Below are 18,650 nucleotides of genomic sequence, written 5' to 3'. Positions count from 1 at the left end.
CCCGGCTGGCACACCGGGCCCGGACGATCTTCCGCGAGCCCTACAACAGGCCGCGCGCGGTGAAGGCGGAACGCGTGGCCCGGGCGGCCGCGGAGCCGTAGAGCCGCTGGGCGGCATCGACCGTCGCCTGGGCGGCGGCCGCGAACGTGGTGTCCGGAGTGAAGGCGAACTGGGCCTCGACGATGAGCGTCGTGGCGCGCTGGTCGCCCAGAGCGGTGCGGATGTCCCACAGGGCCCGCGACCAGATCTCGCCGTCGGCGTGGACCTCGCCCACGACGTCGGCCGGGTAGTGCTTGTTGCCGTCGAGGCGGCGCAGGCAGTGCGGGGTGGTGACGGTGTACGAGGTGGAGTCCCAGTCGGCCACGCAGGCCTCGGGGGTCAGGGTCGGCGCGCCGGTCGCCCAGCTGGTGACCGCCACCGCGAGGTAGTCGCCGAAGCCCTCGCCGATCGAGCCGGACTCGAGCGTGGTGCCGAAGCCGGGGACCTGGCCGTCCTGCACGGAGTGGCCGTACTCGTGGACGATCACCTCGGCGTCCTCGGCGTCGTCGACGCCGCCCTTGCCGAGCGTGATGTTCGCCTTGTCGTCGCGGAAGAAGGAGTTGTCGCCGCCGTACTGGTCGATGCGCAGTTCGATCTGGCGCTGGTTGACCGGGCGCAGCGTGGAGCCGAAGCCGAGGTGCTGCAGGTAGTGCTGGGCCGTGGTGACCCAGTAGTACCCCATCACCTGCTCGAACTGGTCGGCGTCGCGGTGCCAGGCGGGAAACTCGCCGTTGACCAGGGCGGCGGGCTTGCCCGTGGCGCTCTTGACCACGGCGTACCGGCCGGCCAGGCGGCCCGAGCCGTCCAGGTCGGTGAGGGTCACGCGGCGGTACGCCGGGGCGAACGCCGGCAGGTCGGCGTCGTTGGCGTCGGTGAGGTCCTGCCGGCCGAGCGTCTGGACCGGGTTGGGAAAGAAGACGGTGCCCGGCGCCGACGTGACGGCCGCGTGCGCCTGGGTCGAGGGGATCACCGCGGCCACGAGCGCGACCGCGGTCAGCCCAAGAAGGCTTCGACGCATGACGATTCCCTTCGCGTTGGGGGCGAGGGAAGCAGCGCAGCGACCGTGTGCCGCGTTACACCGGTCAGGAGTTCTTGTTGGTGTGGCTGGGCTTCGACTTCTTCTCGACAGTCGCCGTCGCCGTCGCTGCCGGCGTCGGCGACGGCGTCACGCCGAGCAGGCGGTCGCAGTACTCCTCGATGGCCTTCTCCCCGTTGCCGGCGAGCGCCGTCAGCGCCTTGCGCTGGTCGCTGCTGATCTGCCCCGCGTGCGGGTCGTTGCGAAACGCCACGAAGGCCCGGCACGCCTCGACCGCCGACACGGGGGCCGAGGCCGAGGCGCTCGGGGACCCGGAAGCCGCGGCGGCCGAGGGGGCCGCGGACGCGGACCGCGGCTGGTCCGGCGAGCGGGCGGCCGACGTGCTCGCGGGCGGCGGCGCCTCCTCGAAGTCGAGCCAGGACCGGACGGGGGCGGGCAGGTGACCGGTGGTCGCAGCGAAGGCGGTACCGCCGACCGACACCGCGGTCACCGCGGCCACCGCCAGCGCGACCAGCCGTCGCCGGCGGTGCCGGGCGGCCGGGCGGTACGCGGCGCGGAACCCGGCGACGGCCGCGGCCTCGCCGGCGAGCTCGTACGGGCGCCCCGGCGCGGCGGCCGCCGACAGCAGCTCGCCCAGCCGCCCCTCGGGCGATCCCTCAAGATCCATCTTCGTCGTCCTCAACACTGTGGGCGCGCACCTCGGGGTGCTCGGCCAGCCGGCGCAGGCCCCGCATCGTCGCGATCCGCACCGCCCCCGAGCGCTTGCCGAGCACGCGCGCGGTACCGGCGACGTCGAGCCCGGCCACGACGCGCAGCATGACGGCCTCGGCCTGCTCGCGCGGGAGGGTGGCGATCAGCCGCACGGCCCGGTCGGTCTCGTCGAGCTCGACGACGTCGGCCGCCACGTCGCGCTCGATCGACGCGCTGCGTAGCTGGTCGACGGCCTCGTGCGGCTCCTCGTGCCGGCGCCAGGCCCGACGGTTCTCGTCGATGCCGCGGTGCCGGGCGATCCGGAAGAGCCAGACCCGGAACGCCGTCGCGCTGCCGCGGAAGCGCGACAGGTCGCGGGACACCTGCAGCCACGTCTCGGAGGCGACGTCCTCGGCGGCGTCGGCGCACACCACGCGCAGGTAGCGCAGCACGAACGGATGCAGGGAGCGCCACAACACCGCGAACGAGGCGGGGTCACCCTCGATCGCGGCGACCAGGGCGTCGGCGAGATCCTCGTCGCGAAGCCCCTGCACCGAGGCGGTCACCGCACCGGGGCGGCCAGGCCCGTGCGGGCCATCGCCCGCCACCGCTGCCGTCCGCCGAGCAACGCCGCCACTGTTCCCTGCACCACAACAAGGTAGAGGAGTTGCCGGTAGATTACCTGCTGGAGCGGTACAGACCACAGCGGCGCGAGCCGTTCGCCGTCCAGGCGCAGCGCATACGCGGTCGTCAACATCTGCAACGCGGTAAACCCGCACCACACTGCGGCGACGGGCGCCAACGGCAGGAAGAGCGCGCCGTAGATCGCGTAGACGTCGACCAGCGGCGCGGCCAGCGGCAGCAGCATCTGAAACAACACCAGGTAGAGCACGCCTCGACGACCGAGCCGGCCGCCGCCGCCCCGCTCCAGGACCGCGCCGCGATGCTTCCAGGCCGCCTGCATCGTTCCATAGCACCAGCGGTACCGCTGCCGCCACAACTGCCGCAGCGAACTCGGCGCCTCCGTCCACGCCACCGCGCGCTCGGCGTAGACCGCGCGCCACCCGGCACGCAGCACGGACATGGTCAGATCGGTGTCCTCGGCGAGGGTGTCGCCGGGCACCCCGCCGACGTCGCGCAGCGCCTCGCGCCGGAACGCCCCGATCGCACCGGGGATGGTCGGCATGCATTCGCCCAGGTCGAACAGGCGCCGGTCGAGGTTGAAGCCGACCACGTACTCCAGGTGCTGCCAGCGGCCGAGCAGCCCGCCGCGGTTGGCGACCTTGGTGTTGCCGCTGACCGCGCCGACGGCGGGATCGGCGAACGGCTGCACGAGCCGCCCGACCGCGTCGGGCTCGAACACCGTGTCGCCGTCGACGAGCACCAGCAGGTCGCCGCCCGCGGCGGCGATCCCCGCGTTCAACGCCGCCGGCTTGCCCGCATTGGCCTGCCGCAGCAGGTGTACGGCGGGCAGGCTCCGGCCCAGCCGCTCCACGATCGCCGCGGTCGCGTCCGTCGACCCGTCGTCGACGACGACGATCTCGCAGCCCGGGTAGTCGCTCGCGGCCAGCGAGCGTATCGTCGCCTCGATGTTCGCCGCCTCGTTGTAGGCGGGAACGATGATCGACACCGAGCCGAGGTACCGGCGCAGCTCGCGGCCGCGGCGCGAGCGGCGGGCGTGCCGGCGCGCGGCGACGACCTGGACGGCGAGCCGCAGCAGCGCGAGCGCGGTCCCGGCCACGACGATCCACTGGATCGCGACGGCGAGCCAGTGACCGGCGGCCTGGCTCCAGCGCAGCGCGGTACCGCGGGCGACCATGCCGGCGCCCGCGGCCGGCGACCCCGGCAGGCCGATCCCCTCCGGCACCGTGACAAACCGGTCTCCCCGGCTCCCGGCCAGGATGCGGCGGGTCGCCTCGACGGTCTGGGCCCGGTCCCCGCCGCCGTCGTGCAGCATGACGACCGCCCCGCCGCCCGGCGGCCCGGCAGACCCGATAGACCCGTTCAGGGCGGCCCGCACGATCGCGTCCACCCCGGGCCGCTCCCAGTCGCGGGTGTCGCGGTCGGCGAGGACCGTCAGGTACCCCTCGCCCGCCGCGGTCCGTAGCACCCCGGTCGCGGCGGCGTCGAGCGCGTCCGGCGTCGAAGAGTACGGCGGCCGCATCAGCAAAGGGCGCCGTCCGGTCGCCCCGGCGATCGCGTTGGCGGTCAGGCCGAGCTCGAAGCGTTGCCGCCACGAGGGCAGCGCGGCGAGGTCGGGGTGGGTGAAGGTGTGCACGCCGACCTCGTGCCCCTCCGCGACCATGCGGCGCACCAGGTCCGGGTAGCGGTCGACCTGCGCGCCCACGACGAAGAACGTGGCGTGGGCGTGGTACTCGCGCAGCACGTCGAGCAGCGCCGGCGTCCAGCGCGGGTCGGGCCCGTCGTCGAACGTGAGCGCGATGGCACCGGCGGGCATCCGGGCCGCCTGCACGCCCCCGTCGGGCGTTACGCGCAGTACAGGCCCATCGGCGCCCGCCGGCGCCATCCCGGCGGGCGGCTCGACCGCCCGGGGCCCCTCGGCCCCTACCCCGCCGGCGTATCCGTCCAGGCACAGTTCGGCGAGCACCACGACGGCGGCGAGCAGAAACAGCAACCAGTGCGCCCGTGGTTCGCGCCGGGCCCCGTGACGCGGCATGCGCTTACTTGGTCCGGCTCGGCTTGGGGTTGCCCGGATGCGAGGTCTTGTTCTTCCCGGGCTTGTCGGTCTGCGCGCCCGGCGCCGGCGTGGTGGGACCCGAGGCGGTCGAGACCCGGGGCCGGGGTGTGACCGGCCGTGCACTCGGCGTCGGCGCCGTCCCCAGCATCCCGGCCCCGTCCGCGTCGCCGTGCTGCAGCATGCCCTGCCCCTTGTCGGGCAGGCCCGGCAGCGGCACTGGCGAGGTGCCGAGCAGCCCGGCGATGAGCAGCCCGCAGCCCGCGATGAGCAGCACGCCGATCGCGGCGCCGAGGGCCGTGAAGAGCTGCCGCCGACGACCGCCGCGATCCATGAACACGGGTTCCACGCAGGTAAACGGCGGCGCGCCCCGCTGCCCCGTTACAGCGGACGGCCGGCCACCCGCGAGGGGCGACCGGCCGTCCGGACGTATGAGGTTAGGCGTATGAGGTTAGTTGGAGGCCATGCCCAGCTCGCCGGCACCGCCGTGGAACTGGGTGCCCTCGGCGAAGGCCGCGTCGAAGCGGTGCTGCAGGGCGTCGAGCTGGGAGAAGTCGGCCTGGTGGGCGTGCTCGCTGCCCTCGGCGGCGAAGACGTGGTCGTCGACCTCGGCGTTGTGGCTGTAGTTGGTGTAGTCGTCCGACTCGAAGTGCACCGCGGCCGGCTGGTCGTACTCGACGTGGTGACCCTGCGAGAAGTCCGTCGACTCCGCCGCGTGGTGGTCCTGCTCGTACTGACCGAACTGGCTGCCGTAGTCGGCCTCCGAGCCGTGGGCCTGGTGCAGCTGGTTCAGAGCGTCGTGCTCCTGACCCGCCTCGTAGTGACCGTAGTCCACGTCGTGCCCGCCGTCGTAGCCGGTGTCGATGTCGCTCATCTGTATCCCCTTGAAGTCTGAAGTCTTCGTTGTCGCCGTTGAGAAGAACAGTAGGGGCGCGCAGATCACGACGAATCCCGGAAACGTGCCATGCGCAGCAGGTCGAGGGCCTCGTCCAGCTGCTGCTCGGTGAGCGTCCCGCGCTCCACGTGGCCGCGATCCAGCACGACCTCGCGGATCGTCCGGCCCTGGGCCAGGGCCTGCTTGGCCACCGCAGCGGCCTCCTCGTAGCCCAGGTAGCGGTTCAGCGGCGTGACGATCGACGGGGAGCCGGCCGCGTACGCCGCGAGCACCTCCTCGTTGGCTCGCAGGTCCGCGATGCAGCGCTCCGCGAACAGGCGTGACACGTTGGTCAGCAGCCGGATCGACTCCAGCAGGTCGTGGGCGATCACCGGCAGCATCACGTTGAGCTCGAAGTCGCCCTGGGTGCCGGCGAACGCGACCGTCGCGTCGTTACCGATGACCTGGGCCACCACCTGCCGCACCGCCTCGGGGATGACCGGGTTGACCTTGCCGGGCATGATCGACGAGCCGGGCTGGAGGTCGGGGATGGCCAGCTCGCGCAGGCCGGCACGGGGGCCCGAGCCCATCCAGCGGATGTCGTTGGCGATCTTGTACAGGCCGGCGGCGATGGTGCGGACCACGCCCGAGGCCTCCACGAGGGCGTCGCGGGCGCCCTGGGCCTCGAAGTGGTTGCGGGCCTCGGTGAGCGGCAGGCCGGTCGCCTCGGCCAGCAGCTCGATGACCCGGGGCGCGAAGCCGGGCGGGGTGTTGAGGCCGGTGCCGACCGCGGTGCCGCCCAGGGGCAGCTCGGCCACCCGGGGCAGCACCGACGCGATGCGCTCGACGCCGTAGCGGACCTGTGCGGCGTACCCGGAGAACTCCTGCCCCAGGGTGACGGGCGTGGCGTCCATGAGGTGCGTGCGGCCAGCCTTGACGATCGGGCCGAACTCGCCGGCCTTGCGGTGCAGCGCGTCGCCGAGCGCGGCCAGGGCCGGGGTCAGCGAGAACGCGAGCTCGCCCGCGACGGCCACGTGGATGGCCGAGGGGAACACGTCGTTGGAGGACTGCGAGGCGTTGACGTGGTCGTTCGGGTGCACAGGCCGCCCCAGCGCGCGGCTGGCGAGGGTGGCGACGACCTCGTTGACATTCATGTTCGTCGAGGTGCCCGACCCGGTCTGGAAGACGTCGATCGGGAACTGATCCTCGTGCGCGCCGTCGGCGATCCCGCGCGCGGCGGCGACGATCGCGTCCGCGATGTCCGGATCGACCACGCCCAGCGAGGCGTTGGCCGCCGCGGCGGCCGCCTTGATCTGGGCGATCGCGCCGATCAACGCGGACGGTAGACGAAGACCGGAGATGGGGAAGTTCGATACCGCACGCTGGGTCTGGGCCCGCCACAGCGCGTCGGCGGGAACGCGCACCTCACCCATGGTGTCGTGCTCAACGCGGTACTCCATAACGGCAATACTGCCCCGCTCGATCAGCGCGTGAGGGCGGTCAGGTCACGGGCCCCCAGCGATGTGAACAGCGCCACGGCCTCATCCATGCGGTTCAGGCCGGCCAGGGCGCGGGCCTGCTCGTACCGGTCGCCGATGCGGGAGGCCTTGGCGTACGCCTCCTTGTTGAGCCAGTCGGCCTCGTCGCCGCGGCCCGCCGCGCGCAGCGTCAGGGCGAGGTCGTTGGCGGCCAGGCACTGGCCGGAGACGTCGGCGACGCGTTCCATCTGGTCGCGGGCGGCCCGCTGGCAGGTGATGGCGTCGGTGATCCGGCCCTGCAGGCGATAGGCGGTGCCGAGCTTGCTCAGCGTCTCCGCGGCGCCGTACTGGTTGACCGAGTCGCGCTTGAGCACCAGGGCGCGACGCAGCAGGGCGGTGGCCACGGTGAGGTGGCCCAGGTGCAGGTGCACGAGGCCGAGCTCGCCGAACATGATGGCGACGGGGCGGATGCCGCCGATGCGCAGGGCGACGGCGAGGCCGCGGCGGTTGGCGGCGAGCGCCTGCGCGTAGTTGCCGGCCTGGGTGTGGACGAGGCCGATGGTGCTGTTGCGCTTGAACTCGAGGCTCGGCGGTACCTCATCGATGGCGATGTCCGCGGCGGCCTCGGCCGACGCGATGGCCTCCGGATACTGCCCGAGGCGGCTGTACAGCATGGCGAGGTTGGTCAGGGCGGTGCCGATGAGCCTCGGCAGGTTCTCCCGCTCGCCGATGCGGATGACGGTCTGCAGCGCGGCGAGCGCGTCGGTGAGGCGGCCCGTGCGGAAGTACACGGCGGCCAGGTAGTTGCGGGACTCCCCCTCGAGCTCGGCGTCGGGCAGCGCGACGGCGGCCTCGATCGCCCGCTCGTACAGGTCGAGCTGGGCCTCGCCGAAGCCGAAGCCGAACAGCAGCGGCGACACCGCGCGGGTCAGCATGCAGGTGTGGCGGTGCCGGCCGGCCTCGGCGGCGAGCCGGGCGACGCTGAGCACGTTCGGCAGCTCGCGCTCGAGCCAGCGGCGGGCCTCGGGCTGGGTCGCGAACTCCGGCGCGGTCGGCGGCGGGGCGTCCAGGCGCAGCAGCGAGCGGGCGTCGGAGAGCTCCGTGAACCGCGTCGCGCCGACCACGCTGTACAGATAGTGATCGAGCAGTCGCAGCAGCGCCTCGGCGTCGTCCTGCGCCAGCTGGGCCGCGTAGTCGCGCAGCAGGTCATGCAGCCGGTACCGGCCGGCCGCCGGCGCCTCGACCAGGTGCACGTCGACCAGGTCCTCCAGCAGCGCCTCGGCCTCATGGACCGGCAGGCCGGCCAGGGCCGCGGCCGCCGCGGGCTCGAAGTCGCCCGACGGGTGCAGTCCCAAAACCGCGAAAAGCCTCCGCAGCGGTACCGCCAGTTGCTGGTACGACAGCGTGAACGCGGCCGCCACCGTCCGCCCGTCGACGGCGAGCTCCGGCAGCCGCCGGTTCGCGGTGCGCAGCCGGACGGCCAGGTCGGAGACGCTCCAGCTGGGGCGGTGCTGCAGGCGGGCGCCGGCCAGCCGGACCGCGAGCGGCAGCCGCCCGCACAGCTCGGCGACCTCGATGGTGCAGGCGGGGTCGGCGTACGCGCGCTCGCCGACGGTGCGCCGCAGCAGCTCGACGGCGTCGTCGAGGGGCAGCACGTCGAGCGAGACGGTCTGCGCGCCGTCGAGGCCGCCGAGGCGCCGCCGGCTGGTGATGACCACGCCGGTGTGCGCGGTGCCGGGCAGCAGCGGCAGCACCTGGGCGGTGCCGAGGGCGTTGTCGAGCAGCACCAGCACCTGCCGGTCGGCGAGCTCGGTGCGCCACAGCACGGCCCGGTCGTCCAGGCCCGGCGGTACCCGCTCGGCCGGCACGCCGAGCTGGCGCAGCAGCGCGCCGATCGCCTCGCCGGGGTCGAGGGGCGCGCGGTCGCTGTGCCCGCGAAGGTCGAGGTAGAGCTGACCGTCGGGGTAGCGCTCGGCGGCGGCGTGCGCGACCCGCACCGCCAGGGTGGTCTTGCCGGTGCCGGCCATGCCGTCGATCGCGACGACCTCGGGCCGCTCGTCGCGCAGCGCGCCGACCAGCCGCTGGACCAGCTCGGCACGGCCGGCGAAGTCGGTGATGTCGCGGGGCAGGCAGCGGGCGGCGCGGCGGCCGAGCGTGCGGGGCGCCTGCGGCAGCAGCAGCGCGGCGTCGCCGTTGAGGATGCGCCGGTGCAGCTCGACGAGCTCGGCGCCGGGCTCGATGCCCAGCTCCTCGGCGAGCAACGCCCGGCCGCGGCGGAACACCGCCAGCGCGTCGGCGCGCCGGCCGGTACGCACCAGCGCGGTCATGAGATGGCCGCGGAACTGCTCATGGTGCGGGAAGCGCTCGACCAGGTCGGCGACCTCGGCCAGGATCTCCTCGGCGAGGTCGAGCCGCAGCTCCAGGTCGAGGCAGAAGGCCATGGCGGCGGTCCACTGCTCGTCGAGGTGCGCGGCCGCGACGCGGACCACGTCGGAGTCGACGTCGGTCAGCGGCCGCCCGCGCCACAGCGAGAGCGCGGCCCGCAGCTCGTCGCGGCCGCCGGCCAGGTCGCCGTCCGCCGCGGCGGCGCGCCCGCGCTCGACCCGGGCGGCGAACAGCGCGGCGTCGAGGTCCTCCGGGCCGACCTTGATGCGGTACCCCGCGGGCTCGGTTACGACGAGGTCCTCCGGCAGCCCGGCCCGGCGCAGCAGCCGGCGCAGCCGGGAGACGCAGCTGTGCACCTGCGCCCGCGCGGTCAGCGGCGGGCTGGTGTCCCAGAGCGCGGCGATGACCTGCTGCACGGGCACCAACTGCCCCTCGCGCAGCAGCAACAGCGCGAGCAGGATCCGCTCACGCGCCGCAGCGACCGTGATCTCGGTAACCGGCGTGCGGATCTGCACCGGTCCCAAGATCGAAAAACGGGTCGAATCGCGCATAACCACCCTCTGTGCGGCTGCCGCCTCCCCTCGAAGCTGCCCGCTCGGAAACCCGATGGTAGTCAGATGAGAGCGACGAAAGAGCAGGGGCAGCGACCCTTTTTCACTGGAGCGCATGCGCGTGCCGGAATGCGTCCAGAGTTTGCGTGGTCCTTGCTCAAGAGCTGCGCTGGCCTTACTCAGGTGGGTCACTTCTGATGCTCTGGACGAACGGGGATATTTCGGTCGTGTAGGTGAAACCTTTGATGCGGGGCTGCGCCCGATGACGTGTGCGGCCCCCAAATCTCCCTTCGCGTTCACCGGACGGCCTGGCTGTCACGGCACCCCCGCGAACATGGTTTTTCCGATATTTCCGGCACTCATTCTCGCGGCTACCAGTGCCCGCGGAAATACCGGCGCATGCACAGCGCCACGGCCAGCAGGGCGGCGAGCCATCCGAGCACGCGCGAGTGCAGCACCACGGCGAACACCGCCGACACGACCAGGCCGGCCATGAAGGCCCAGCTGACGAGGACACCCCCGAGCCCGTCGCGGCGCGCCGCGTAGCGGTACAACCACCAGCGCACCCCACGCCCGACCACGCACCGAATCCTATCGGCGACGCACCGCAATGCCACGCCTGGATTCGAGCCACTCGGCGTCGTTCCCCGGCCCTGCCGCGCGACGGCGGGGGCGGTGTCGCGCGGGCGCCTGAGGCCAGGGCCCGCTCCGAGGGTCAGCTAATCAGGACCGCCGTTCTCGGGCGGGGCAGTGCCGGCCTGGTCCGCGTTGTCGGTCGCCGGGCCGAACATCTGCTGGATCGGCACCCAGCCCGCGCCGAGATCCTGTCCCGGGGGCGGCACGGTCACCGGGTCATCGCCGACCGGCAGGCGCTTCCGCGGAGGTCAGCCCTGTGCGGAGCGGTGCAGGGCGGTCCTTGCGGGAACCGAAACCGGGCTTGCGGGCAGTCATCAGTATGTTGCCCATCATGGCTAGGTCACAGCCCAGCCCGTTCGATGTGGCCGGCCTCTTTGACCAGTACGCGGCGGAGTTGCGCCAGTACTGCGCCAGCCGGATAGGACCGACGATCGCCGACGACATCGTCGCCCAGACCTTCCTGATCGTGTACGAGCGCCGGCACAGGCTGGAGTCCCGGCCGCCCCGGGCCTGGTTGTACGGCATCGCCACGAATCTGCTGCGCCGGCATCGTCGCACCGAGGTTCGGGGACTGCGGGCACTGGCCCGGACCGGGCATGACCCGTACACCCTCGATATTGCCGATTCGGCGGTGGCCCGGGTCGACGCGACCGCGCTGAACCGTCGGCTTGCGACGGTGCTTGCCGCCCTGCCGGCCCGGCAGCGCGATGTGCTGCTGCTGTACGCCGTCGCCGAGCTTGACTACGCCGAGATCGCCGCCTCACTCGATATCCCGCCAGGCTCGGTGCGCTCTGCCCTGCACCGCGCTCGGGCGAAGGTTCGCGCCGCCATCGGCGATCAGATTCCCGGCGTCGAGCCGGTGGCAGGATGGGCCCAGTGAACGACCAGAGTATCGATCAGGACGTTGACCTGCGCGTGGTGCGCGAGTTTAGTCAGGCCCGGACCCGCATCGCGGCGCAGCCGTTGACGGTCATCCGGCAGAGCGTGCTGGCCGCCACCGTGCAGCGGACGGGCAACCCGGCGCCGCGACCTCGGCTCGCGCCGCGGTGGGCCATCCCATTCGCAGGGGCTGCGGTCGTACTCGCGGTCGTGGCCGGTGCCGGCCTGGTGGCCGTCTGGCGCGGCTCGGCCCCCGAGGTCGCGGCACCCGACAACCCGTCCCCGGTGCTGGTGTACGGCCAGCAGCTCGATGTGCCGACCGTCTTCGCTGAGATGGAGCGGGCAGCCGCCCGAGCCACGCCGATCGTCCTGCCGCCAGGCGCGCTGATCTACCAGCGCATCGACGCACGCTTCAGCCTCGGCGGGCCGGGTGAGCCGCTGCAAGCCGAGCTGCATGAGCTGTGGTTCGACCCGCAGGGCATGATCATTGTGCAGGAACGCCGGGACGGCAGGGACGAAGTCGGCCCCAAGGGCGAGACCCAGGCCGAGCTGACGGCCGATCGACGGCAGGGTTTCGCGGAGAACGGCCCCGGGTTCGTCTACCCCACACCCGCCTGGCTGACTGGCCTGCCCACCGACCCCGACACTCTGCTCGCCCAGATCCGAGCGTCGGCTCCGCCAGCCTGGAGCGCTGACGACGAGATGCTGCTCGCAACCTATACCGATCTGCTGTCCAAGCTGGATCTGCTGCTGTCGCCGACCCACCGGATCGCCCTCTACCGGCTGATCGCCCGGATCGGCGGCCTGACGGCCACCGAGGTCACCGTCGATGGCCTGCAGCTCTTCGCCGTCCGGCACAGCAACCTCAACCAGGGCAAGGAACTACTGCTCGACCCGCAGTCCGGGCGGCTGGTCGGCTTCGTCGAACTGAGCCTGAACCGGTTCGCGCCCACCCCCCGACCCGGGGCGAGCCAGCAGCCGGCGCCGGTGGATCCCGTACCGACCATCAACCGCCAGGAACTCTGGCAGTTCAGCACCACGACACTCGGTCCGGCCACCCCGAACTGAGGTCCGCTCAGTCGTCCCACCAGTTGTCAGTGGCAGAGCTTCAGAGCCCGTCTTGGTGTCTCCGGACTCGGTCGCCGCGGCAGTCTACGGTCCTCATCTGGCGCGATGAGGGGCGCGCCTACCGTCACCAACCGTTAGCGGCTCCAGCCCGGACTCAGTGGGCACGTTAAGCATCAGGTGGGACGCGAGTGTCAAGCATGTGCCGAGACCGGACATGGCCTCCATCACTCGCATTGCTGAATTGGCCTCACCGCTCCCGTGCGGTGGATCGGGCGATGGCGGCCAGGCCGGCGACGGCCGCCAACGCCAGCGCGGCCGGGATGAAGAACACCCGTGGGAGTCCGACGGCGGCGGCGCCGACGCCGCCGGCGGCACCGCCGAGGGCGGAAGCTAGCGCGGTGGAGCTCATGAAGATCGCGGAGGCGGTGGCGACGGCGGTGGGCAGGAGGCGCTGGGCGACGATGATGCCGAGGGTGGCAAAGACGCCCCACACGCCGCCCATGAGGATCTGCCCGGCGAATAGCCCGACCGGGTTGCCGGTGACCGCGAAGCAGATGTTGGCCGCGACGCCGAACCCGGCGCCAAGGACCATCAGCTGCATCATGCCGGTCCGCCGGGCCACGATCACGGCGACGGGCATCAGGACGATCTCGACCAGCGGTTGGATGCCGATGATCGCGCCGCTAAGCCCGGCCGGAAGGTGCAGCTGCCCATTCATGTAGATCGGCAGGTAGGCGTACTTGATCGGCTCGCCGGCGTACACAAGCACGTACAGGCCGGTGAAGGCTAGTAGCGGCACCATCGCCCGCAGGCTCGGGCTGCGATGGCCCGCCTGCGCCGCGTCCCCGGGCTCGGCCGGGACGGCGGGCGCCATCCGGAGCGCCCCGAGCGGGACGATCTGGGCGAGGGTGCAGACCGCGGTAGCGAGCAGCATCGTGCGCAGCGACGTCTGGGCGGCCAGGAACGATCCGGCCACCGGGCCGACCACCCAACCGCCGGTCAGGGCCATCCGCACGACGGCGACCACCCCGTCGTTGTTCGGGCCTGGGTGTGCCTTGAGTTCGTCGTGGACTGCGGCGAAGAGCTGCGAAGTCGCGGCGCCGCCGAACGCGCCGATCACGGCGCTGATTACGTAGGGCATCCACAACTCAGTCGAGTACGCGATGCCCACCCAGCCCACGAACCCGGCGGTGGCACACACCCGGAACAACCCGAGCCGCCGGCCGGTGCGGTCAGAGCGTCGGCCGACGAGGAACCCGGCCACCGGGGCCGTCAGGCTCGTCAGGTAGAACAGCCCCGCCGCGGTGAGGGACGCGTGCAGCTCGTTGACCAGGAACGACGCGATCTGCGGAGCGGCCGCTGAGAACCCGAGCGCGGACAGGAACACCGCCAACGTGGCGCCTCGGTACAGCGGCGACGCGAGCGTCAGCCGCAGCGCCGACGCATGCGCCAGAGGCTCATCGAGCGCCGGGTCCGTCGGCTCGACCTGCTCGGGAAGGGCCATCCGCAGTGCCTCCACATCACGCTGCGGAGCAGCGGCTCGGCCCTGGCGGTTGGCCGAGCGTACCCGCAGCGGCAGATTCTTCCAATGGAAGAATCTGCCGTCAAGGACGACCCGTTCAGTCCCCCTCGGCGTGGTCTGTCTGCGGTGACGGCGGGAGGAGTCGTTCGAGCAGCGCGAGGGCCCGGCGTACGTCCACCGCCTCCGGGTCGAGTAGCCCCTGCAACTGCAGCCCGTCGGACGCGGCGATGACGAGCGAGGCCGCGTCGTCGGGATCGATGTCCGCGGCGATCGCGCCGGCGCGCTGCCCCGCACGAACCCGCTCGGCGAGATACCCGCGCACTGTACGGAATCGGTCCCGGACGAAGTCCTGGGTTAATGGATGCTGCTCGCCCTGCAGCGCGTCCGTGGTCAGCGTGGCGTACAGCTCGACCAGGCCGGGGATCGCGCGATTGCGCTCGGCACTTCGCTCCATCACACCGACCGCTGAAACCGAGTCCGGCGGCGGATCGCCATGCTCTACCTGCTCGTGCGCGCGGTACACCTCGACGAGCAGTTCGTCGCGTGACGGGAAGTAGTACCGCAATGCTGCATGCGAGACCCCGATTGCCTCGCCGATCGCCCGCAGGGAGGCACCGACGCCACGCTCGGCGAACAACTCGATGGCCCGCGCCAGGATCTCCGCACGCCGTACCGCGGCCTTCCGGTATGACCGCTCACGCCCTTCCACGCCGTGCTTCTCCACCCGCGCATCGTATGGGGAATCCCTGATCCGATTGCCGCTACCGGCTTGGCGAGCCCGAGCATGTGAACGGCTTGGCGGTCACCGCCGGACATCAGACGGCGGACGGCGCGTCCGGCGGCCTCGTCTCACGGAGAAGTCGCCCGGATCAGGCTCGATGAGACGACCACTCCCGGGATCAGGAAGGTAGAGACCAGATCAGATCCGATGACCGAACTACAGCGGTGGCATTCCAAGCCGCCGCTGCGGCGACCTGCCGCTTCGTATCTTCCACTCCGCATTGACCGCCGCGACCGTGCACGCATGGAACTCGTGCTGCTCGTGTTCGGTGCCATCATCGGCGGTGCCATCGGCCATACCCTCGGCCAGCGATGACTGGGTCAAGGCGTGACCGTACGCACTACGGTGAGCGTGGACAACGGTCGCCTGTCACCGGACCCTGGTGACACCCGCTGATGCGGGACCAACCGACTGTCCCAGCGGACACCCCGCCCAGAGCGGGTAGTAGTCGGTCCGAGCCGCCCGCCTTCCGGCGTGGCCGGCCGTTTCCCCTCGACGGCTTGTGGCAGCCCCGGATTTGACCTCAGAGCGCGAGGCTATCGCCATCCCACGCTACGGCCGCAACAGTTCGGTGCCGGCCGAACCGTTCCGATGCCATCCTGCTGCCCTGCCCAACTCCGGATCGAGCCAGCGAGGAAGGGACGAACAAAATGGTCAAGAAGATCGCGGTGGTGGCGGTGGCACTGCTGGCGACCGCCCTCGGGTTGCTGATCAGCCCGTCGCCTGCGCACGCCACCAACGGCGACGTCACGTACACCGTCAACGTCGGCTACATCGCCTTCAAGACGGCGGACGGCGTGCTGCGTGCCGAGATGCAGAACGTCAAGGTGGTGTTCTGGAAGAACACCATCGACGGCGTCTACTGGGAGGTGGTCACCGGCCAACTCCGCGACCGCTCGACGGACGGCTACTGCGCCAAGTCCCGGTACCTGGGCGGCACCACCTACTACGGCACCGAGTGCAGCGGGGTCTGGAAGGACATCGACGCCACCCTCAGTGATGTGCACTGCACGTGTGGTGAGTCGGTGGAGGTCAAGGTCTACCGCAACACGAGCGGCAACAACAACTTCATCTCCGGCGAGTCGGCCGGATACGGCATCGCCAGGACGCCATCGAACTGGTGACGGCACGCTGTCACAGATCCGGCCGGGCTGCGCGAACAACGCCATGTCCGCCAACCCCCGACGGGGCGTGACCCCGCTCATACCCGGCCAGGTTCCACGTGTACAGCGACCGTGACGGCGACTGGCCGTTCTGACCGAAGCTGCGACGCCCCGACCGCCTTCCATACGGTCGGGGCGTCGTCCTGTTCGACTCATCGGAACTGCCAGGCCACCGCGCGATTGATGCGGTTATCGCCTGCCGATTTGAACGGTCAGCTTAGGCTTGGTCACCTCGGCGAAGAAGTCGTTGCCCTTGTCGTCGACGACGATGAAGGCCGGGAAGTCGACCACGTCGATCTTCCAGACGGCCTCCATGCCCAGCTCCGGGTACTCGATGACCTCGACGTGCCTGATGCAGTCCTGGGCCAGGCGCGCGGCCGGGCCGCCGATCGAGCCCAGGTAGAAGCCGCCGTGCGTGCGGCACGCCTCGGTGACCTGCTTCGAGCGGTTGCCCTTCGCCAGCATGACCATCGAGCCGCCGGCGGCCTGGAACTTCTCGACGTACGCGTCCATGCGGCCGGCCGTGGTCGGGCCGAACGAGCCCGACGCGTAGCCCTCGGGGGTCTTGGCCGGGCCGGCGTAGTAGACGGCGTGGTCGCGCAGGTAATCGGGCATCGGCTCGCCGGCGTCGAGGCGCTCGGCGATCTTCGCGTGGGCGATGTCGCGGGCCACGACCAGCGGGCCGGTCAGGGACAGGCGGGTCTTGACCGGCAGGGCCGACAGCTGGGCGCGGATCTCGGCCATCGGGCGGTTGAGGTTGACGGTGACGACGTCGTCGTCGAGGTGCTCGTCGGTGACGTCGGGCAGGAAGCGGGCCGGGTCGGTCTCGAGCTGCTCGAGCCAGACGCCCTGCTCGTTGATCTTGCCGACCGCCTGGCGGTCGGCGGAGCAGGACACCGCGATCGCGACGGGGCAGGAGGCGCCGTGGCGCGGGAGGCGCACGACGCGGACGTCGTGGCAGAAGTACCGGCCGCCGAACTGGGCGCCGATGCCGAACTCGCGGGTCAGCTGCAGCACCTCGGCCTCGAGCTCCAGGTCGCGGAAGCCGTGGCCGACCGGGGAGCCGGCGGTGGGCAGGGTGTCGAGGTACTTCGCCGAGGCGAGCTTGGCGGTCTTGAGCGCGTGCTCGGCCGAGGTGCCGCCGATGACGATCGCCAGGTGGTACGGCGGGCACGCGGCGGTGCCGATCAGGCGCAGCTTCTCCTCCAGGAACTGCATCATCCGGGTGGGATTGAGCAGCGCCTTCGTCTCCTGGTACAGGTAGCTCTTGTTGGCCGAGCCGCCACCCTTGGCCATGAAGAGGAACTTGTACGCGTCGTCGCCCTCGGCGTACAGCTCGATCTGCGCCGGCAGGTTGGAGCCCGTGTTCTTCTCGTCCCACATGGTCAGCGGGGCGAGCTGCGAGTACCGCAGGTTGAGCCGCGTGTACGCGTCGAACACCCCCCGCGCGATCGCCGCCTCGTCCCTGCCGTCGGTGAGCACGAACCGGCCGCGCTTGCCCATGACGATCGCGGTGCCGGTGTCCTGGCACATCGGCAGCACACCACCGGCCGCGATGTTGGCGTTGCGCAGCAGGTCGAGCGCGACGAACCGGTCGTTCGGGGACGCCTGCGGGTCGTCGATGATCGAGCGCAGCTGCGTCAGGTGGGCGGGGCGCAGGAAGTGCGCGATGTCGTGCATGGCCTCGTCGGTCAGGCGGGTCAGCGCCTCCGGCTCGACCGTCAGGAACCGCCCGTCGCGCCCGATCCCGTCGCTGGTGACCAGGCGGTATTCGGTGGTGTCGGGTCCGAGCGGCAGCAGCGGCGAGAACGCGAATTCGGGCATGCCCCCGACTGTATTACTCGACTCCGGCGACCCTGAGCAGGGCGGCGGTGAGTGCGGCGGCCACCACCACGACGACGAACGGCGCCTTGCGCCAGGCCAGGACCGCGCCGACCGCGACGCCGGCCGGGCGCGCGACGCCGACGAAGTGCGTGCCGTCCAGCAGCGCGGCGGTGCCGATGAGCGCCGCCAGCAGCGCGATCGCGGCGAGCGTGAGGTACCGCTTGACCTGCTCCGAAACCGAGATCCGGTCGCGCAGGACGGGCCCGGCGAAGCGGAACGCGTAGGTCCCGGCGGCAAGCGCGATGATGGCAACCCAGCTCATGATTTCGCCGCCTTCCGCTTCGGTACCGGCAGGGCCAGCGCGAGGGCGACCAGTGCGACGAGTACCGGCAGGCCGGCCGGCAGGAACGGCGTGGTCGCGAGCGCGAGCACCGCGCCGGCTACGGCCACGCGCACCGACGCCCGGTCCTTGAGCGACGGCAGCGTCAGCGCCAGCAGCGCCGCCGGGAACGCGGCGTCGATGCCGAACGTGTTCGGGTCGCCCAGCGCCGAACCGGCGACCGCCCCGGCCGCGGCCGAGATGTTCCAGGTCAGGAACAGGGCGATGCCCGTCATCCAGTAGGCCCGGCGGCGGCGCGCCGGATCGTCCTGCGCGAGGGCGAAGGCGACCGACTCGTCGGTCATCAGGTGGCTGCCCAGCAGCCGGGCGGGGCGCCGGTCGCCGAGCACCTCGTTGCCGATCGCCAGCCCGAAGGGCAGGTGGCGGGCGTTGAGCAGCAGCCCGGCGAGCACGATCGCGGCCGCCGTGGCGCCGGCGCCGGCCAGGCCCACGGCCAGGAACTGCGCGCCGCCCGCGTAGATGAACGCGTTCATGACCAGGATCTGCCCCAGCGGCACGCCGGCGGCCGACGCGATCGCGCCGAACGACAGCCCGACGACCACGGCCGCCGCGCACAGCGCCGTCACGTCGCGGGCGATCGGATCTGTTCGGAGAATCGAACGCATAGTTCGGTATGCTGGACCCGTCCC

At 71.7% G+C, this 18,650-nt stretch carries 18 protein-coding genes; 3 read left to right on the top strand and 15 right to left on the bottom strand.

Translation table 11 applies throughout. The features are described from left to right. Positions 1-40: 40 nt before the first annotated feature. The 9 genes from ACGFI8_RS13335 to ACGFI8_RS13295 all read right to left on the bottom strand — a co-directional run bounded on the left by ACGFI8_RS13335 (position 41) and on the right by ACGFI8_RS13295 (position 10,329). Complete coding sequence (locus ACGFI8_RS13335; RefSeq protein WP_392803890.1) at positions 41-1,057, bottom strand: M36 family metallopeptidase; 1,017 nt, start codon at positions 1,055-1,057, stop codon at positions 41-43. A 64-nt stretch (positions 1,058-1,121) separates the two neighbouring features. Beyond that, complete coding sequence (locus ACGFI8_RS13330) at positions 1,122-1,742, bottom strand: hypothetical protein (RefSeq protein WP_392803888.1); 621 nt, start codon at positions 1,740-1,742, stop codon at positions 1,122-1,124. Continuing rightward, positions 1,732-2,331, bottom strand: a complete 600-nt coding sequence (locus ACGFI8_RS13325; protein WP_392803886.1) for an RNA polymerase sigma factor — start codon at positions 2,329-2,331, stop codon at positions 1,732-1,734. The genes ACGFI8_RS13330 and ACGFI8_RS13325 overlap by 11 nt, the downstream gene beginning before the upstream one ends. After that, a complete protein-coding gene (locus ACGFI8_RS13320; RefSeq protein WP_392803884.1) occupies positions 2,328-4,442 on the bottom strand; it encodes a bifunctional polysaccharide deacetylase/glycosyltransferase family 2 protein in 2,115 nt (704 codons plus the stop codon). Before ACGFI8_RS13320 ends, ACGFI8_RS13325 begins: the two co-directional genes overlap by 4 nt. Positions 4,443-4,446: 4 nt before the next feature. Next, a complete protein-coding gene (locus ACGFI8_RS13315; protein WP_392803882.1) occupies positions 4,447-4,809 on the bottom strand; it encodes a hypothetical protein in 363 nt (120 codons plus the stop codon). Between the two features lie 102 nt (positions 4,810-4,911). Further along, entirely contained in the window at positions 4,912-5,334 is a 423-nt protein-coding gene (locus tag ACGFI8_RS13310) for a hypothetical protein (RefSeq protein WP_392803880.1), read from the bottom strand. Positions 5,335-5,399: 65 nt separating this feature from the next. After that, a complete protein-coding gene (locus tag ACGFI8_RS13305) occupies positions 5,400-6,794 on the bottom strand; it encodes a class II fumarate hydratase (RefSeq protein ID WP_392803878.1) in 1,395 nt (464 codons plus the stop codon). 23 nt (positions 6,795-6,817) lie between these two features. Beyond that, entirely contained in the window at positions 6,818-9,712 is a 2,895-nt protein-coding gene (locus ACGFI8_RS13300) for a BTAD domain-containing putative transcriptional regulator (RefSeq protein WP_392803876.1), read from the bottom strand. A 407-nt stretch (positions 9,713-10,119) separates the two neighbouring features. After that, positions 10,120-10,329: a hypothetical protein gene (locus tag ACGFI8_RS13295; protein WP_392803874.1), complete on the bottom strand. Its 210-nt coding sequence runs from the start codon at positions 10,327-10,329 to the stop codon at positions 10,120-10,122. Positions 10,330-10,703: 374 nt separating this feature from the next. Between ACGFI8_RS13295 and ACGFI8_RS13290 the strand changes: the two genes are divergently transcribed. Both ACGFI8_RS13290 and ACGFI8_RS13285 read left to right on the top strand, forming a co-directional pair. Beyond that, complete coding sequence (locus ACGFI8_RS13290; protein ID WP_392803872.1) at positions 10,704-11,264, top strand: RNA polymerase sigma factor; 561 nt, start codon at positions 10,704-10,706, stop codon at positions 11,262-11,264. Further along, positions 11,261-12,331 (top strand): hypothetical protein, encoded by a 1,071-nt coding sequence (locus ACGFI8_RS13285; protein WP_392803871.1) that lies wholly within the window; start codon positions 11,261-11,263, stop codon positions 12,329-12,331. Before ACGFI8_RS13290 ends, ACGFI8_RS13285 begins: the two co-directional genes overlap by 4 nt. A gap of 247 nt (positions 12,332-12,578) precedes the next feature. On the opposite strand, the gene ACGFI8_RS13280 is transcribed toward ACGFI8_RS13285, so the two are convergent. The 3 genes from ACGFI8_RS13280 to ACGFI8_RS13270 form a co-directional block, all read right to left on the bottom strand. Next, positions 12,579-13,835 (bottom strand): MFS transporter, encoded by a 1,257-nt coding sequence (locus ACGFI8_RS13280; protein WP_392803869.1) that lies wholly within the window; start codon positions 13,833-13,835, stop codon positions 12,579-12,581. A gap of 115 nt (positions 13,836-13,950) precedes the next feature. Further along, positions 13,951-14,577: a TetR/AcrR family transcriptional regulator gene (locus tag ACGFI8_RS13275; RefSeq protein WP_392803867.1), complete on the bottom strand. Its 627-nt coding sequence runs from the start codon at positions 14,575-14,577 to the stop codon at positions 13,951-13,953. Positions 14,578-14,790: 213 nt separating this feature from the next. Then, positions 14,791-14,958, bottom strand: a complete 168-nt coding sequence (locus ACGFI8_RS13270) for a hypothetical protein (protein WP_392803865.1) — start codon at positions 14,956-14,958, stop codon at positions 14,791-14,793. A 326-nt stretch (positions 14,959-15,284) separates the two neighbouring features. Between ACGFI8_RS13270 and ACGFI8_RS13265 the strand changes: the two genes are divergently transcribed. Beyond that, the gene (locus tag ACGFI8_RS13265) at positions 15,285-15,758 is read left to right on the top strand and encodes a hypothetical protein (RefSeq protein ID WP_392803864.1); all 474 of its coding nucleotides are present in this window, start codon (positions 15,285-15,287) and stop codon (positions 15,756-15,758) included. Positions 15,759-15,986: 228 nt separating this feature from the next. Here ACGFI8_RS13265 and ACGFI8_RS13260 read toward each other — a convergent pair whose 3' ends face one another. Genes ACGFI8_RS13260 through ACGFI8_RS13250 form a run of 3 tightly spaced genes read right to left on the bottom strand, consistent with a single transcriptional unit; the run spans position 15,987 to position 18,626 of the window. Beyond that, entirely contained in the window at positions 15,987-17,621 is a 1,635-nt protein-coding gene (locus tag ACGFI8_RS13260; RefSeq protein WP_392803862.1) for a fumarate hydratase, read from the bottom strand. 13 nt (positions 17,622-17,634) lie between these two features. After that, positions 17,635-17,943 (bottom strand): AzlD domain-containing protein, encoded by a 309-nt coding sequence (locus ACGFI8_RS13255; protein ID WP_392803860.1) that lies wholly within the window; start codon positions 17,941-17,943, stop codon positions 17,635-17,637. Beyond that, positions 17,940-18,626, bottom strand: coding sequence for an AzlC family ABC transporter permease (locus ACGFI8_RS13250; RefSeq protein WP_392803859.1), 687 nt, complete (start codon positions 18,624-18,626; stop codon positions 17,940-17,942). Before ACGFI8_RS13250 ends, ACGFI8_RS13255 begins: the two co-directional genes overlap by 4 nt. Between the last annotated feature and the right edge of the window lie 24 nt (positions 18,627-18,650).

Source organism: Dactylosporangium sp. NPDC048998, from assembly GCF_043197855.1.
Classification (GTDB): Bacteria; Actinomycetota; Actinomycetes; order Mycobacteriales; family Micromonosporaceae; genus Dactylosporangium.
Note: the sequence above shows the minus strand (reverse complement) of the source record. Positions and strands in the feature narration are given on the sequence as shown.

Coding starts and splice junctions, on each gene's coding strand:
- ACGFI8_RS13335 (WP_392803890.1), bottom strand. CDS start 1,057: ATGCGTCGAAGCCTTCTTGGGCTGACCGCGGTCGCGCTCGTGGCCGCG.
- ACGFI8_RS13330 (WP_392803888.1), bottom strand. CDS start 1,742: ATGGATCTTGAGGGATCGCCCGAGGGGCGGCTGGGCGAGCTGCTGTCG.
- ACGFI8_RS13320 (WP_392803884.1), bottom strand. CDS start 4,442: ATGCCGCGTCACGGGGCCCGGCGCGAACCACGGGCGCACTGGTTGCTG.
- ACGFI8_RS13310 (WP_392803880.1), bottom strand. CDS start 5,334: ATGAGCGACATCGACACCGGCTACGACGGCGGGCACGACGTGGACTAC.
- ACGFI8_RS13305 (WP_392803878.1), bottom strand. CDS start 6,794: ATGGAGTACCGCGTTGAGCACGACACCATGGGTGAGGTGCGCGTTCCC.
- ACGFI8_RS13290 (WP_392803872.1), top strand. CDS start 10,704: ATGTTGCCCATCATGGCTAGGTCACAGCCCAGCCCGTTCGATGTGGCC.
- ACGFI8_RS13280 (WP_392803869.1), bottom strand. CDS start 13,835: ATGGCCCTTCCCGAGCAGGTCGAGCCGACGGACCCGGCGCTCGATGAG.
- ACGFI8_RS13265 (WP_392803864.1), top strand. CDS start 15,285: ATGGTCAAGAAGATCGCGGTGGTGGCGGTGGCACTGCTGGCGACCGCC.
- ACGFI8_RS13260 (WP_392803862.1), bottom strand. CDS start 17,621: ATGCCCGAATTCGCGTTCTCGCCGCTGCTGCCGCTCGGACCCGACACC.
- ACGFI8_RS13255 (WP_392803860.1), bottom strand. CDS start 17,943: ATGAGCTGGGTTGCCATCATCGCGCTTGCCGCCGGGACCTACGCGTTC.
- ACGFI8_RS13250 (WP_392803859.1), bottom strand. CDS start 18,626: ATGCGTTCGATTCTCCGAACAGATCCGATCGCCCGCGACGTGACGGCG.